Annotated in this window: 17 protein-coding genes and 1 tRNA gene; 14 read left to right on the forward strand and 4 right to left on the reverse strand. The window is 68.2% G+C overall.

The genetic code is table 11. The features are described 5' to 3' along the window. Position 1: 1 nt before the first annotated feature. Positions 2 to 1,495 (reverse strand): CoA-acylating methylmalonate-semialdehyde dehydrogenase, encoded by a 1,494-nt coding sequence (locus JL101_RS22640; RefSeq protein ID WP_203102732.1) that lies wholly within the window; start codon positions 1,493 to 1,495, stop codon positions 2 to 4. 147 nt (positions 1,496 to 1,642) lie between these two features. Here JL101_RS22640 and JL101_RS22645 point away from each other — a divergent pair, with 147 nt between their 5' ends. The 4 genes from JL101_RS22645 (at position 1,643) to JL101_RS22660 (ending at position 5,967) form a co-directional block, all read left to right on the forward strand. Continuing rightward, complete coding sequence (locus tag JL101_RS22645) at positions 1,643 to 2,215, forward strand: glutathione peroxidase (RefSeq protein ID WP_203102734.1); 573 nt, start codon at positions 1,643 to 1,645, stop codon at positions 2,213 to 2,215. A 121-nt stretch (positions 2,216 to 2,336) separates the two neighbouring features. Next, positions 2,337 to 3,062, forward strand: coding sequence for a hypothetical protein (locus JL101_RS22650; RefSeq protein ID WP_203102736.1), 726 nt, complete (start codon positions 2,337 to 2,339; stop codon positions 3,060 to 3,062). 105 nt (positions 3,063 to 3,167) lie between these two features. Beyond that, entirely contained in the window at positions 3,168 to 3,626 is a 459-nt protein-coding gene (locus JL101_RS22655) for a flagellar basal body-associated FliL family protein (protein ID WP_203102738.1), read from the forward strand. A 250-nt stretch (positions 3,627 to 3,876) separates the two neighbouring features. Beyond that, positions 3,877 to 5,967 (forward strand): sodium-translocating pyrophosphatase, encoded by a 2,091-nt coding sequence (locus JL101_RS22660; RefSeq protein WP_203102740.1) that lies wholly within the window; start codon positions 3,877 to 3,879, stop codon positions 5,965 to 5,967. 51 nt (positions 5,968 to 6,018) lie between these two features. Here JL101_RS22660 and JL101_RS22665 read toward each other — a convergent pair whose 3' ends face one another. Beyond that, positions 6,019 to 6,495, reverse strand: coding sequence for an outer membrane protein assembly factor BamE (locus tag JL101_RS22665; RefSeq protein WP_203102742.1), 477 nt, complete (start codon positions 6,493 to 6,495; stop codon positions 6,019 to 6,021). A gap of 139 nt (positions 6,496 to 6,634) precedes the next feature. Between JL101_RS22665 and JL101_RS22670 the strand changes: the two genes are divergently transcribed. The 8 genes from JL101_RS22670 to JL101_RS22705 all read left to right on the forward strand — a co-directional run bounded on the left by JL101_RS22670 (position 6,635) and on the right by JL101_RS22705 (position 11,406). Further along, positions 6,635 to 7,180: a ubiquinol-cytochrome C chaperone family protein gene (locus JL101_RS22670; protein ID WP_203102744.1), complete on the forward strand. Its 546-nt coding sequence runs from the start codon at positions 6,635 to 6,637 to the stop codon at positions 7,178 to 7,180. Positions 7,181 to 7,234: 54 nt separating this feature from the next. Then, positions 7,235 to 7,813, forward strand: a complete 579-nt coding sequence (locus JL101_RS22675) for a YceD family protein (protein WP_203102746.1) — start codon at positions 7,235 to 7,237, stop codon at positions 7,811 to 7,813. A gap of 101 nt (positions 7,814 to 7,914) precedes the next feature. Further along, complete coding sequence (gene rpmF / locus JL101_RS22680) at positions 7,915 to 8,100, forward strand: 50S ribosomal protein L32 (RefSeq protein ID WP_202685450.1); 186 nt, start codon at positions 7,915 to 7,917, stop codon at positions 8,098 to 8,100. A gap of 50 nt (positions 8,101 to 8,150) precedes the next feature. After that, positions 8,151 to 9,254 carry a phosphate acyltransferase PlsX gene (plsX, locus tag JL101_RS22685; protein WP_203102748.1) on the forward strand — a complete coding sequence of 368 codons (1,104 nt, stop codon included), beginning with the start codon at positions 8,151 to 8,153 and terminating at the stop codon, positions 9,252 to 9,254. Further along, positions 9,255 to 10,229, forward strand: a complete 975-nt coding sequence (locus JL101_RS22690; protein WP_203102750.1) for a beta-ketoacyl-ACP synthase III — start codon at positions 9,255 to 9,257, stop codon at positions 10,227 to 10,229. Between the two features lie 149 nt (positions 10,230 to 10,378). Continuing rightward, positions 10,379 to 10,711 (forward strand): integration host factor subunit alpha, encoded by a 333-nt coding sequence (locus JL101_RS22695; protein WP_158047070.1) that lies wholly within the window; start codon positions 10,379 to 10,381, stop codon positions 10,709 to 10,711. Between the two features lie 2 nt (positions 10,712 to 10,713). Continuing rightward, positions 10,714 to 11,223: a MerR family transcriptional regulator gene (locus JL101_RS22700; protein ID WP_203102793.1), complete on the forward strand. Its 510-nt coding sequence runs from the start codon at positions 10,714 to 10,716 to the stop codon at positions 11,221 to 11,223. A gap of 109 nt (positions 11,224 to 11,332) precedes the next feature. Beyond that, positions 11,333 to 11,406: transfer RNA gene (locus JL101_RS22705), tRNA-Pro, on the forward strand. 310 nt (positions 11,407 to 11,716) lie between these two features. On the opposite strand, the gene JL101_RS22710 is transcribed toward JL101_RS22705, so the two are convergent. After that, positions 11,717 to 12,025, reverse strand: coding sequence for a hypothetical protein (locus JL101_RS22710; RefSeq protein WP_228435084.1), 309 nt, complete (start codon positions 12,023 to 12,025; stop codon positions 11,717 to 11,719). A gap of 95 nt (positions 12,026 to 12,120) precedes the next feature. Here JL101_RS22710 and cutA point away from each other — a divergent pair, with 95 nt between their 5' ends. Continuing rightward, entirely contained in the window at positions 12,121 to 12,429 is a 309-nt protein-coding gene (gene cutA / locus JL101_RS22715) for a divalent-cation tolerance protein CutA (protein ID WP_323374680.1), read from the forward strand. A gap of 111 nt (positions 12,430 to 12,540) precedes the next feature. Beyond that, positions 12,541 to 13,779, forward strand: coding sequence for an MFS transporter (locus tag JL101_RS22720; RefSeq protein ID WP_203102754.1), 1,239 nt, complete (start codon positions 12,541 to 12,543; stop codon positions 13,777 to 13,779). Here the strand turns inward: JL101_RS22720 and JL101_RS22725 are convergent. Continuing rightward, entirely contained in the window at positions 13,766 to 15,076 is a 1,311-nt protein-coding gene (locus tag JL101_RS22725; RefSeq protein ID WP_203102756.1) for an O-acetylhomoserine aminocarboxypropyltransferase, read from the reverse strand. The genes JL101_RS22720 and JL101_RS22725 overlap by 14 nt on opposite strands. Positions 15,077 to 15,087 lie beyond the last annotated feature (11 nt).

Raw genomic sequence — 15,087 nt, forward strand, 5'->3', positions numbered from 1 at the left:
GTCACTTCATGACGGGCATGGTGAACTCGGCCCCGGCGCGGATGCCGGTCGGCCAGCGCGATGTCACGGTCTTCAGGCGGGTGTAGAAATGCACGCCCTCCATGCCGTGGACGGCGTGGTCGCCGAACAGGCTGCGCTTCCAGCCGCCGAAGCTGTGGAACGCCATGGGAACCGGGATCGGCACGTTGATCCCGACCATGCCGACCTTGATCTTGTTGGCGAAGGTCCGGGCGGCGTCGCCGTCGCGGGTGAAGATGGCGGTGCCGTTGCCGTACTCGTGGTCGTTGATCATGCCGACCGCCTGGTCGAAGTCGGGCACGCGGACGACCGCCAGCACCGGGCCGAAGATCTCCTCCTTGTAGATCGTCATGTCGGTGGTGACGTCGTCGAACAGGCAGCCGCCGATATAGAAGCCGTTCTCGTAGCCCTGGAGCTTCAGGTCGCGGCCGTCGACCACCAGCTTTGCGCCCTCCTTGACGCCCTGGTCAACGTAGCCCCGGACCTTGTCGCGGTGCTGCCGGGTGACCAGCGGCCCCATCTCGGCCTCGGGATCGTTGCCCGGGCCGATCTTGAGCGCGCGGACCTTGGGCTCCAGCCGCTCCATCAGCGCGTCGCCGACGCCGCCGACCGCGACCGCGACGGACACCGCCATGCAGCGCTCGCCGGCCGAGCCGTAGGCCGCCCCCATGAGGGCGTCGGTCGCCTGGGACAGGTCGGCGTCGGGCATCACCACCATGTGGTTCTTGGCCCCGCCCAGGGCCTGGACCCGCTTCCCGTGCTCCGTGCCGGTCCGGTAGATGTATTCCGCGATCGGGGTGGAGCCGACGAAGCTGATCGCGTCCACGCGCGGGTCGGTCAGCAGGGCGTCGACCGCCTCCTTGTCGCCGTTGACCACGTTGAACACGCCGGGCGGCAAGCCCGCCTCGGACAGCAGCTCGGCCAGCCGCAGCGCCGTGGACGGGTCGCGCTCCGACGGCTTCAGGATGAAGCTGTTGCCGCAGGCGAGCGCGATCGGGAACATCCACATCGGCACCATGGCCGGGAAGTTGAACGGCGTGATGCCGACGCAGACCCCGACCGGCTGGCGCATGGAGAAGCTGTCGACGTTGGTGCCGACATTCTCGCTGAACTCGCCCTTCTGCAGGTGCGGGATGCCGCAGGCGAACTCCACGACCTCCAGGCCGCGGCTCAGTTCGCCGCGCGCGTCCGACTGGACCTTGCCGTGCTCGGCGCTGATCAGGCGGACCAGTTCGTCGGCATGGGCCTCGACCAGGTACTTGAACTTGAACATCACGCGGGCGCGGACGACCGGCGGCGTGGCGGCCCAGCCGGGAAGCGCCGCGGATGCCGCCTCGACCGCTGCGGCCACGTCGGCCTTGTTCGCCAGGGCCACCCGGCCGCTGACCTCGCCGGTCGCCGGGTTGAACACGTCGGCCCGGCGCTCGCCGGTCCCGGCCACGATCCTGCCGCCGATGTAATGGTCTATGTTGGGCATGTCTGCCCTCCCCCTCTTTGATTGGTTGGTTGCGGGAGACACTAGCAAGCAATCGGCCGTTCCGACAATCTCCGGGGCGGATCCCTGGACCGGCGGCGTGAAAAGACTATCTCCAGGACCAAGTTCCGCCTCCGACGGGGTTTTGCCATGCGCCGTTCCGCCTGCGCCGCCATGCTGATGCTGCTGTCGCTGGTCTTCGCCCTGCCGCCCGCCACGGCGATCGCCGCGATGCCGACGCCCGGAAGCGCCCATGACTTCGACTTCGTCTCGATCGACGGCCGGCCGCTGCCCCTGAAGGAGTTCGCCGGCAAGGCCGTGCTGGTGGTGAACACGGCGTCGATGTGCGGCTACACCCCGCAATATGCCGACCTTCAGGCTTTGTGGGAGCGCTACCGCGGGCGCGGCCTCGTCGTGCTGGGTGTGCCCAGCAACGATTTCGGCGGCCAGGAGCCGGGCAGCGCCGAGCAGATCAAGGATTTCTGCGAGGTCAACTTCTCGGTCGACTTCCCGATGACGGAGAAGCAGGCCGTCACCGGCGCCGGTGCGCATCCCTTCTACCGCTGGGCCGGGCAGGAGCTCGGGCCGGCCGCCGCGCCCCGCTGGAACTTCCACAAATATCTGGTCGCGCCCGACGGGCGGCTGGCCGGCTGGTTCCCGACATCGACGTCACCCCGGTCGGACAAGGTCGTCCAGGCGGTCGAAGCCGTCCTTCCGGAGTGACCTGTCGTTGAATCCGCCGTTCGCTGTTGCGCCGGCCCCGGTGGCTTTGCGATAAAGCAGCCTCGCGAAGGGGGTACGTACGTGCCCCCGGCATGCTTGTCGACACCACGGGAACCGCAGCATGACGCTCGGTCTGCATGACTATGAACGGCGTCGGCGGCGTCGCTTCTGGGTACGTACGGTCAAGTTCCTGGCGTTCGTCGGCGTACTCCTCGGCGTCGGCCTGTTCGCGTACCAGATGGGCGTCGAGCAGGTGAAGGCGCGGGAGGCCGGCCTCAGGGCGGAGAACGCCCAGCTCTCCCAGGCCAATGCCGACCTGGCCCGGAACGTCGCCTCGCTGCGCATGGCCGCCCAGACGGCGGAGACCAGGGCCGCCGAGCTGGAGGCTCGGCTGACGCGCGAGCTGCCGACCGGCGACCTGGCGCGCCTGACCGAGCTGGCGCGCGAGCGGCTGGCGGCCGGCGTCGATCCCAGGCGGCTGGTCTTCGTGCTGAACCAGATCCGGACCCCGCGCCAGTGCGAGAAGCCGGAGAACAAGCGGTTCATCCTGCCCACGCCCATATACAAGGGACCCAATTCCGTGGTCGGCTTCGCCAATGGCGCCGTCACCGTCAGCGGCGAGGGAACGCCGGCCCGGAGCGCCGCCGGCAACGCGGAGGGCTGGTTCGATCCCGCGGCCCCCGTGACGATCCGGTTCACCGAGGCGGGCGGGCGCCAGACCGAGGCCACCGGCGTCCTGCCGCTCAACCACGTGGTGGTGGCCGCCGGCGTCGAGCACCAGTTCACCGTCGTCGCGGGATCCCGGTCGTTCGTCGAGGTGACCAGCGAGCGCTGCCCGTTCCCGTGATCCCCCATTCCTCGGATTTGTAAGTTAATCGGGTATTAAGGGCTCCCGGTCCACATATCGGCCCTGCCGCCCCCGGGGCGGAAAGGTGTTGCGACGGGGACTCCCATGAAGATCCTGATCCTGCTGCTGGTGGCGCTCCTGTTCGGCGGCGGCGGTTTCGGCGCAGGCTGGTACCTGTTCGCCAACAAGGACGCCCACGAGGAGAAGGTCGAGGCGCCGCCGGAGCCGCCCCCGCCCGCCGGGCCGCCGGTCTTCGTCAATATCGGCCCCCTGACGGTCCCGGTGCTGGGCGCGGAGCGGATCGACCAGTTCGTCACCCTGATGGTGGCGCTGGAGGTGCCCGACGCCGCCATGGCCGACCGGGTCCGCGACCAGGCGCCCCGCCTGACCGACGCCTTCCTGACCGGCGTGTACGGTGTCATCGCCTCGGGCAAGGCGATGCAGGCCGGGCTGCTCGACGTCCCGCAGATCAAGGCGAAGCTCAACGAGTCCACCACCAAGGTCATGGGCAAGGGCATCGTCCGCGACGTTCTGATCCAGGTCGTAAACCAGCGCCCGATGTGACGTCCTGGGTGAATCCCCGGAGTCGTGGCCCGAGTCGCGACCCTTAGTTTCCTATTCATCGTCCCGGTTCGGCCGCGGATGGCGGTTTTCGGCCCCGCGGCGTGGCATCCTTGTGCCGAAACAGCCCCGCAGTTGCTTTGTCCGCGGCCCTCCTGCATGCTTCGCCGATAAGAAGTTGCCCGCTACAGCCTTGAATCAACGGGATGATTGCGCGCGATAAAAGCTCTTCGACGGAAATCTGGGGGGATCGATGTCAGTTGCGTTCGTCTTCGTCATTCTATGCGGCCTCGCGGCCCTCGGCTACGGCATCTATGCCGGCCGGGAGGTCCTCGCCGCGAGCGCCGGGTCCGCCCGGATGCAGGAGATATCCGGCGCCATCCAGGAAGGCGCCCAGGCCTATCTGAACCGGCAATACACCACCATCGCCATCGTCGGCGTCGTGATCGGCGTGATCCTGGGCTTCATCCTCGGGTTCCACGTGGCCGGCGGCTTCTTCATCGGCGCCATCCTGTCCGGCGTGGCGGGATATGTCGGCATGAACGTGTCCGTCCGCGCCAACGTCCGCACGGCGGAGGCGGCGCGCCACGGCATGACCCCGGCGCTCGACATCGCCTTCAAGTCCGGCGCCATCACCGGCATGCTGGTGGTCGGGCTGGGGCTGCTGGGCGTGGCGGTCTATTACGGCGCGCTGCTCGCCGCCGGGCTGGAGATCCGCGCGATCCTGGAGGCGCTGGTCGCGCTCAGCTTCGGCGCGTCTCTGATCTCGATCTTCGCCCGTCTGGGCGGCGGCATCTTCACCAAGGGGGCCGACGTCGGCGCCGACCTGGTGGGCAAGGTCGAGGCGGGCATCCCGGAGGACGATCCTCGCAATCCCGCGGTCATCGCGGACAATGTGGGCGACAATGTCGGCGACTGCGCCGGCATGGCCGCCGACCTCTTCGAGACCTACGCAGTCACCATCGTCGCCACAATGCTCCTGGCGGCGATTTTTTTCGTGGGCGAGACCCAGGCCCGGCTGATGATCTATCCGCTGGTGATCGGCGCGGTCTGCATCATCGGCTCGATCGCCGGGACCTTCTTCGTGAAGCTGGGATCCACCAACAACATCATGGGCGCGCTGTATAAGGGACTGGCGGTCACGGCGGCGATCTCGGCCGTGCTGATCTTCCTGGCGACCGCGATCCTGCTGGGCTTCCGCACGCCGCTTGAGCGGATCGGCGGGGAGGCGGTCACCGGCATCCGCCTGTTCGTCTGCGCCCTGGTCGGCCTGGGCGTCACCGGCCTGCTGGTCTGGATCACCGAATACTACACCTCGACCGTGTTCCGCCCGGTGCGCAGCATCGCCAAGTCGTCGGAGACCGGGCACGGCACCAACGTGATCCAGGGCCTCGCCGTGTCGATGGAGGCGACCGCCCTGCCGGCCCTGGTGATCTGCGCCGGCATCCTCATCGCCCACGCCATGGCGGGGCTGTTCGGCATCGCCGTCGCGGCCACCACCATGCTGGCGCTGGCCGGCATGGTCGTTGCCCTGGACGCCTACGGCCCGGTCACCGACAATGCCGGCGGCATCGCGGAGATGGCCGACCTGCCGAAGGAGACCCGCGTCATCACCGACGCGCTGGACGCGGTCGGCAATACCACCAAGGCGGTCACCAAGGGCTACGCGATCGGCTCGGCCGGCCTCGCGGCCCTGGTCCTGTTCGCCGCCTACATCGAGGACCTGAAGCATTACTTCCCCGACGTGGTGGTCACCTTCAACCTTCAGGACCCTTACGTGGTCGTCGGGCTCCTGATCGGCGGCCTGCTGCCCTACCTGTTCGGCGCCATGGGCATGACCGCGGTCGGCCGGGCGGCCGGCTCGGTCGTGGTCGAGGTGCGGCGGCAGTTCCGCGAGATCAAGGGCATCATGGAAGGCACGGCCAAGCCCGACTATGGCCGCGCCGTGGACATGCTCACCCGCGCCGCGATCCGCGAGATGATCCTGCCCTCGCTGCTGCCGGTGGCGGCGCCGATCGTGCTGTACCTGGTGATCAGCCTGATCGCCGGCCAGGCCGAGGCCTTCACCGCGGTGGGCGCCATGCTTCTGGGCACCATCGTGACCGGCATCTTCGTCGCGATCTCGATGACGTCGGGCGGCGGCGCCTGGGACAACGCCAAGAAATACATCGAGGAGGGGAACTACGGCGGCAAGGGATCGGACGCCCACAAGGCGGCCGTGACCGGCGACACCGTCGGCGATCCCTACAAGGACACCGCCGGCCCGGCGGTCAACCCGATGATCAAGATCACCAACATCGTCGCGATCCTGCTGCTGGCGATCCTCGCCAAGCTGGCGGGCTGAGGGTGGAGGTTCCGGGGCGGCGGCGCCGTCCCGGGACCCGCCTCACGCGGCTCAGCGCCGGGGCAGGCCCGGCTGGCGGACGCCGCCCTGGCCGCCGGAGAAGCGACCGATATTGCCCAGCATCTGTTCGATGAAGTTCATGTCGCGGCCCGCGGTCGGCGTCGTGCGCTCGACCAGCTCGACCTGCTGGCCGGCGGACTGGTCCAGTTCCTTGATGTCGGCGACCGTGCCGTTCTCGTCGAACCTGACGACCACGACCTTGCGTTCCACAACCTCCGGCTGGAAGAACGCGGTCTTCTCCGTGCGCGCGCCGATATAGTACCAGGTGTTCTCGTCGAAGGTGCCGACCGTGGACGGCGTCCCCAGCGTGACCGCGACGTCGTCGCGCGTGCTGACGCCGGGCTGGATCTGGTCGAGCCGGGCCTTCTCCGCGAGATTGCCCCGCGTATCGATCGTTGGGGAGCAGGCGGCCACCGTCAGGCCGAGCAGGCAGGCGGCGGAGACGTGACGAAGTGTTGGTCTGACCATGATTGCCCGGTAATGTCCATTGAACGCCCTCCCCGCCATCCGAGGCGGATTGACGGGGACTGGGGCGGCACCCATTTCGGGTGGGACAATTGCACCCCCCGCGCCGCCATGTCAACTTTTCGGATCAGGGAGATCCCCCTTGCTGAACCGCCTGTTCCAGCGCAAGCGCCCCGAGGCCGAGGCCCTGGGCCTCTACGACGCCATCGTCGCCCAGGCGCGGCGGCCGGAATTCTATGCCGGTTTCGGCGTGCCCGACACGATCGACGGGCGGTTCGAGATGATCGCGCTGCACGCCTTCCTGGTGATGCGCCGGCTCAAGGGCCAGGGGCAGGCCGCCGCCGCGGTGTCCCAGGAACTGTTCGACACCCTGATCGCCGACATGGACCGCAGCCTGCGGGAGATCGGCATCGGCGACCTGAGCGTGCCGAAGCATATCAAGAACATGGCCAAGGGCCTGTACGGACGCATCGTCTCCTACGAGAAGGGCTTGGAGGAACCCGGCGACGCCGAGCTTCACGCGGCTCTCGACCGCAACCTGTACGGCACCGTCCTGGAAGTGCCCGAGGCCCACCTGGCCGCCATGGCCGCCTACATGAGGCGGGAGTCCGCCGCCCTCGCCGGCCAGCCGGTGGAAAGCCTGGCCGCCGGCCGTGTGCAATTCGGGCCGCCGCCTGTTATAGGGTGACATTTTCGCCGGTGACGACCGCCCGGCACCGGAGGACGTCAAAGGAGGCCCCCCATGACCGACCAGCCGACCGCCACCCCGTCGATCGGACCGGAATTCTCCCGGACCGTGCTCGCCGACAAGGTGAGCGGTGAGGAGACGATCCAGACCATCAAGGCGAACCCGCAGGAATGCCGCCGGCTCGCCGGCCGTCTGGACCTGCGGGACCTGAAGTCCCTGACCGCCACCGTCCGGCTGAAGCGGGTGCGCGGCGGCCAGATGATCCGGGTCCGCGGCACGCTGGAGGCCGACGTCGTCCAGACCTGCGTCGTCACGCTGGAACCGGTTGAGAACCACGTCGCGGACGAGTTCGAGACGATGTTCGCCCCCCGCCACCTGATCCCCGAGATCCCGATGGAGGTGGAGATCGATCCGGACGCGGAAGAACCGCCCGAGCCGCTGGTCGGCAACCGGATCGACATCGGCGAGCTGACCGCCCAGCACCTCTCGCTGGCGCTCGACCCCTATCCGCGCTGCCCCGGCATCGCATTCGAGGACCATATAGAGGACGCCCCGGCGGAGGGTGGGGAGGAGGTTCCGGACGAGCGGCCGAATCCGTTCCTGACCCTTGCCAAGCTGAAGCGGCCCCACTAAATTCGCGGTTCGCGCTTGCCCCCCGGGGGCGTTTTCTGTAATGAAGCGGTTCGCATAAGGCGGCTCCTTCGGGCCGCCTTTTATAATAGAGAGTTCCGACCATGGCTGTTCCGAAGAAAAAGACCTCCAAGTCCCGGCGCGACATGCGCCGCTCCCACCATGCCCTGACCGCCGCCTCCTATGCCGAGTGCCCGAACTGCGGCGAGCTGAAGCGCCCGCACCATGTCTGCGGCTCCTGCGGCCAGTACGACGGCCGTGACGTGGTGGCCGAAGCCGCGACCGCTTGACCGGTCCGGCGGACGGAGCGGAACCGGACGGTGTACGGAGATCGGATGCGGTGAGCGCGCGTTTGACGATCGCCCTGGATGCCATGGGCGGAGATCATGCGCCGGAGGTGGTTGTCGCGGGTGCCGATATGGCTCGGCTGCGTTGCCCGGAGATCGATTATCTGTTCTTCGGCGACGAACAGCGGATAAGGCCGCTGCTCGCGAACCTTCCCGACCTGGAGCGCATTTCCACGATCCATCACACGCCGGATGCCGTCAGCAACGACGCAAAGCCGGCCGTGGCGCTGCGCGCTGGCCGGAATTCGAGCATGCGGCTCGCCATCGACGCGGTGGCGCAGGGCAAGGCCGCGTGCGTCGTGTCTGCCGGCAACACCGGCGCGCTGATGGCCATGGCCAAGTTCGTGCTGAAGACGCTGCCGGGCATCGACCGGCCGGCGATAGCCTCGTTCTTCCCGACGCTGCGGGGCGAGAGCGTGATGCTGGACCTGGGCGCCAACATCGAGTGCGACAGCAGGAACCTGGTCGAGTTCGCGGTCATGGGCTCGGTCTTCGCCCGCACCGTGCTGGGCCTGATGGAACCGACCGTCGGGCTGCTCAACATCGGGGCCGAGGAGGTCAAGGGGCACGAATCGATCAAGGCCGCCGCCGCCCAACTGCGCGTGACGCCCCTGCCCGGCAAGTTCCACGGCTTCATCGAAGGCAACGACATCCCGTCCGGCACCGTGGACGTGATCGTCACCGACGGCTTCACCGGCAATGTCGCGCTGAAGACGGCCGAGGGGACCGCCAAGCTCTATTCCGAACTGCTGCGCCGGACGTTCGAATCCTCGATCGTGGCGCGCCTGGGCTATCTGCTGGCCCGCAACGCCTTCACCAAGCTCAAGAAACGCATGGACCCGCGACGCTACAACGGCGCGATGTTCCTGGGCTTGCAGGGCGTGTGCGTGAAGAGCCACGGGGGCACGGACCCGACCGGCTTCGCCAACGCGATCTGCGTGGGCGTCGACCTGGTGACCCGGGGCTTCAACGAGACGATCAAGACCGAGATGGCCCGGATCGGCGACCTGACCGCCGCCGCCGGCCCGGACGGCACGCCCCAGAACCCCACGGTTCCGAATTCATCCCTCCCGGACTCAAAGGCAGCGGCCATATAGATGGTTCGACGTTCAAGGATCGTAGGCTGCGGCTCGTACCTGCCGCAGAACGTTGTGACCAATCATGACCTCGCCCAGCGGGTCGACACTTCCGATGATTGGATCACCCAGCGGACCGGCATCCGGTCGCGCCACCTCGCCGCATCGGACGAGAAGACGTCCGACCTTGCGCTGGCCGCGGCGCGCCGGGCGCTGGAGCATGCCGGCATCGCGGCCGCCGACGTCGACCTGATCGTCCTGGCGACCACCACGCCGGACCACACCTTTCCGGCGACCGCCACGAAGGTCCAGGCAGAACTGGGGATCACCCGGGGGTTCGCCTTCGATCTCCAGGCCGTCTGCTCCGGCTTCGTGTTCGCCCTGTCGGTCGCGGACAACTTCATCCGGCTGGGCCAGGCGAAGACGGCGCTGGTGATCGGCGCGGAGACCTTCTCCCGCATCCTGGACTGGGAGGACCGGACCACCTGCGTCCTGTTCGGCGACGGCGCCGGGGCCGTGGTGCTGCAGGCCGCCGAGGGCGAAGGCGCCACGAGCGACCGGGGCATCCTGTCCACCCACCTGCACTCCGACGGGCGGCAGTACGAGCTGCTGTGGGTCGACGGCGGGCCGTCGGCGACCCAGAGCACCGGCCATGTCCGGATGGTCGGCCAGGAGGTCTTCCGCCACGCCGTGACACGGCTGAGCGAGGTCGTGAACGAGGCGCTGGAAGCCAACAAGCTGACCGCCGACGACATAGACTGGCTGGTGCCGCACCAAGCCAACAAGCGGATCATCGAAGGCACGGCGCGCAAGCTCAAGCTGTCGGTAGACAAGGTGGTGATGACCGTTGACCATCACGGCAACACCTCGGCCGCCTCGATCCCGCTGGCCCTGGCGGAAGCGGTCCATGACGGCCGCATCAAGCAGGGCGACTTGGTGCTGATGGAGGCCATGGGCGGCGGCTTCACCTGGGGTTCCGCCCTGGTCCGCATGTGACGGGGACGCCGGTCCGGGAAAGCTGTGATGCCGCCCCGCCCTTCAACGACGCGCGCCAACTCTTTGTAATTGACGCATTTCTTCCGTGGGATTACGGTTCCGGCGGCAGGTCCGGCGGCTATCGGGCCACTGGCGAGAGGGAAGACGTCATGACTCAGGAGACCGTCACCCGCGCTCAACTGAGCGAGGCCGTGTACCAGGAAGTCGGCTTGTCGCGCAATGAATCCGCCGATCTGGTGGAGACCGTCCTGAATGAGATCTCCGACGCCCTTGCGCGTGGGGAGATGGTGAAAATCTCTTCGTTCGGCAGTTTCTCGGTCCGGCAGAAGGGGCAGCGCATCGGTCGCAACCCCAAGACCGGCGAGGAGGTGCCGATCATGCCGCGGCGCGTGCTGGTCTTCCGGGCGAGCCACGTGCTCAAGTCCCGGATCAACCAGACGCTCGCCGAACTCGATCCGCCGCATATTGAAGTAGCCTCGTGACGATGACCGCACCCAACCCGGACCCGCGGCCCCGCAGCATGGCGAAATCGGCCACAGCCTTCCGCACGATCAGCGAGGTCTCGGCCGAACTCGACGTGCCGCAGCATGTGCTGCGCTTCTGGGAGACCAAGTTCCCCCAGATCCGCCCCCTGAAGCGCGGCGGCGGCCGGCGCTATTACCGGCCCGAGGACGTCGAGCTGCTCCGGCGGATCCAGAGCCTGCTCTACAAGGAGGGCTACACGATCAAGGGCGTGCAGCGCCTGCTGCGGGAATCGCGCGGTGGCATGCCCCAGGCCGGCACCGACCAGCAGCCCCGGCCCGGGGAGGGGCCCCGTGCCGCCACGGCCGCGGAGACGGACCACGAACCTTTCGACCATGACGACGACGAGGACGATCATGGCCACGGGTACGAGGAGCCCGGCGGGATGACCCGCACCCAGCGCGAGGACATCGAGGCGGTGCTGACCGAACTGATAGCACTCCGCGACATGCTGCGGGGCGGCAGGAAATAGGCAAATAAATTCATCGGAGCGATTGCGTGACCCCGGGGGCGCGGCTATAGTCCGCGCCACACCGGACGAGCCGCCGCCGACAAGGCCGGTACGGATCGCCTGAGTTTGACGGGCAGTAGCGCAGCCTGGTAGCGCATCAGTCTGGGGGACTGGGGGTCGTGGGTTCGAATCCCGCCTGCCCGATATCTTCAGGAAACTGAAATCGGTCGAGAGCCGGCAACGTGACGAACGTTGCCGGCTCTTTCCGTTCCGGAGCGGCGCCCGTCATCGACGAGGGAACCCGGCTCCGGCCGAAGGATAAGGCACGCGCAAACACGAACGGCCCCCGATCGGGGGCCGTTCGCGTCTACCGAAATTTTCTTGCGGCTCGTTGGCCGCGTCACCCTTTTTCGGGCGTTCCCCCCTAAACTCGGGCCGGTCAGATCCGTTGCATATGTATGCGATCAAAGAAGGTATTATGTCAAGCCTGCGACGTATCGCCACTGGCAAAAATCTAACGTCCAGCTGTTCCGCCGTCCGTCCCGCCGCCCGCCTGCACTTCCAGCAGCAGCCGTCCCGCCTCGGTCAGGCGGCAGACGACCCAGTCCGGCTTCAGCGGATTGTGGAACCAGCGTTCGGCCCAGCCGGCGTTCAGGCAGGACCGGACGAGCGCACGGTCCACGCGCTGCCCCTCCTCATCGAACAGCGGAAGCTTCCCGCCGGGCTGCGCGAGCCCCCGGCGCAGCCACTGGAGTTGCCGGGGCTCCGGCCGGGCGCCGGTCTCTGGGCCGGGTTCTGGCCCTGGTTCTGGAACGGCGGTCATGGATCGGTCCGGCTGGTGGGATGACGGGTGGCGCATCTTACGTTAGCCTGCCTGTTCAGCCAACATCATGCACACGCGACGGGCGATCGATGGACATGATCTTCGTTTACATGACGGTGCCGACCCCCGACGAGGCGCACCGGATCGGACGCATCCTGGTGGAGGAGCGGCTGGCCGCCTGCGCCAACCTGCTGCCCGGCATGACCTCGGTCTATCGGTGGCAGGGCAAGGTCGAGCAGGCCGGAGAGGTAGTCGTCATCGCCAAGACGAGGGCCGACCTGTTCGACCGGCTGGAGGCGAGGGTAAAAGAGCTCCACAGCTATGACTGCCCCTGCATCGTGGCCTTGCCCCTCGCGCGGGGCCACGCCCCCTATCTGGACTGGATCGCCGCCGAAACCGGATGAAGGCGCGCATAGGAGCCATGCGCGGGGTGCAACTTGCCCGTTTCCGCCGCAACATGCGACGGTTTCATCCGGCATCCGTCGACGGCGCCCTTTCTTCTTCCGAGGTCCCTCATGTCTCCCCTCTCCGCCCGCCTCTCGCTGGGGTTCGCCTGTATCGGCCATGCCTTCATGCATGTGCTGACCGCGTTGTACCTCACGGTCGTGCTCGGGCTGGAGCGGGACTGGGCCATGACCTACGACGAGCTGATCCGCCTGTGGACGGTCGGCTCCCTGATGATCGGGCTGGGCGCCCCGATCGCCGGCTGGCTGGGCGACCGCTGGAGCGACGCCAAGATGATGGTCGTCTTCTTCCTGCTGACCGGCGCCGGGTCGATCGCGGCCGGGCTCGCCGGCGGCACCACGGCGCTGGGGGTCGGCCTGGCTGTCCTGGGGCTGGGCGGCTCGATCTTCCATCCCGTCGGCATGTCCTGGGTGATCAAGAACGCGACCAACCGGGGCCGCGCGCTCGGCGTCATGGGGATCTTCGGCAGCGTCGGCATCGCCGGGGCGGCGATCGTCGCCGGCGGCCTGACCGAACTGATCAACTGGCGTGCCGCCTTCATCGTTCCGGGGGTGGTGTGCATGGCCGCGGGCTTCGTGCTGCTGGCCTGCATCGCGACCGGTCTGGTCACGGACAGGGAACGGGACGCCAGGCCGCAGCCGGGGACCAACCGGGCCGACGCCGTCCGCGCCTTCCTGGTGCTGTCGGTCACCATGGTCTGCGCCGGCCTGATCTTCCAGTCCACCATGACCGCGATGCCCAAATGGTTCGGCGAGCGCATGACCGGCCTGGTCGGCGAGGGGACCCTGGGCGTCGGCGGGCTGGTCACCCTGGTCTACCTGTTCGCCAGCGGGTCGCAGTTCGTCGGCGGCATGCTGTCCGACCGCTATCCGCTGAAGCGGGTCTATGTCGGGTGCCTGGCGATCCAGATCCCGCTGCTGCTGATCGCTTCCAGCTTCGCCGGGGTTCCCCTGCTGATGGTGGCGGCCCTGGTGGTGTTCACGCAGAGCCTCCAGATCCCGGCGGAAACCATGCTGCTGGCCCGCTACACGCCGGCCCGGCACCGCGGGCTGGCGTTCGGCGCCAAGTTCGTCCTGTCCTTCGGCGTGGCGCCCCTGGGTGTCCAGCTCGTGGCCCTGGCCTATGGCTGGAGCACCGACTTCTGGTGGCTCTTCGTCATGCTCGCCGGCTTCGCGGCCACCGCCGTGCTGGCGGCCACCCTGCTCCCCCGGGAGGCACCGGCGGCTCCCGCCGTGCCGGCCGCCCCCGCGACGGTGCCGCTCGCGGCCTCCGCCGTCAGCGCGGAGTAGCCTTCGCCAGCGCCTGGTCCAGGTCGGCGATCAGGTCCTCGGCGCTCTCGATGCCGACCGACAGGCGGATGACGTCGGGCGTCGCCCCCGCCGCCTTCAGCCCCTCGTCGGAGAGCTGGCGATGGGTGGTCGAGGCGGGATGGATGATCAGCGACCGCGTGTCGCCGATGTTGGCGAGGTGGCTGAACAGCTCGACGCCCTCCACCACCGCCACGCCGGCGTCGAAGCCGCCCTTCAGGCCGAAGGTGAAGACCGCCCCCGCCCCCTTGGGCAGGTACCTGCGGGCCAGCTCATGGTACGGGCTGGACGGCAGTCCCGCATAGTTGACCCAGGCCACGGCGGGGTGTCCCTGGAGGAATTCGGCGACCTTCAGAGCGTTGGCGCAGTGCCGCTCCATGCGCAGCGCCAAGGTCTCGATCCCGGTGATGGTCAGGAAGGCGTTCATCGGCTGCTGGTTCGGGCCCAGGTCGCGCAGGCCGATGGCGTGGCCGTGGATCGTGAAGGCGAGATCGCCGAAGGTCTCGTGGAAGCGGAGGCCGTGGTAGCCGGGCTCCGGCTCGGTCAGCGCCGGGTACTTGCCCGCCGCGGTCCAGTCGAACCGGCCGCTGTCCACGACCACGCCGCCGACCGAATTGCCGTGGCCCGACAGGAACTTGGTGGTGGAATGGACGACCAGGTCGGCACCGTGCTCGATCGGGCGGCACAGGTACGGCGTCGCCATGGTGTTGTCCACGATCAGCGGGACGTTGGCCTCCCGCGCGACCTCCGCGATCGCCGCGATGTCGGAGACCACGCCGCCCGGATTGGCCAGGCTCTCGATGAAGATCGCCTTGGTCTTCGGCGTCAGCGCCCGGCGGTAGCCGTCGGCGTCCTCCCCGCCCACGAACACCGCCTTCCAGCCGAAGGCGCGGGGAAAGCTGTTGGCGAATTGGTTGAGCGACCCGCCATAGAGCCGCCGCGACGACAGGAACTCCTCCCCAGGCGCCATCAGGGCGAAGAAGGTCAGCATCTGCGCCGCGTGGCCCGAGGCCGTGGCGGTGGCGCCCCGGCCGCCCTCCAGGCTGGCGATGCGTTCTTCCAGCACCGAAACGGTCGGGTTGGTCAGCCGCGAATAGATGAAGCCCATCTTCTGGAGATTGAACAGCGACGCCGCGTCCTCGACGTCGTCGAACACGTAGCTGGTGGTCTGGTAGATCGGCGTCGCCCGCGCGCCGGTCGCCGGGTCCGGAGCCGCCCCGGCATGCACCGCCCGCGTCTCGAACCCGAATGTCCTCTGCCCAGTCCCGTCCCCGGCCATGGCGCTTCCCT

The sequence above is a fragment of the Skermanella rosea genome (assembly GCF_016806835.2).
Lineage (GTDB): Bacteria > Pseudomonadota > Alphaproteobacteria > Azospirillales > Azospirillaceae > Skermanella > Skermanella rosea.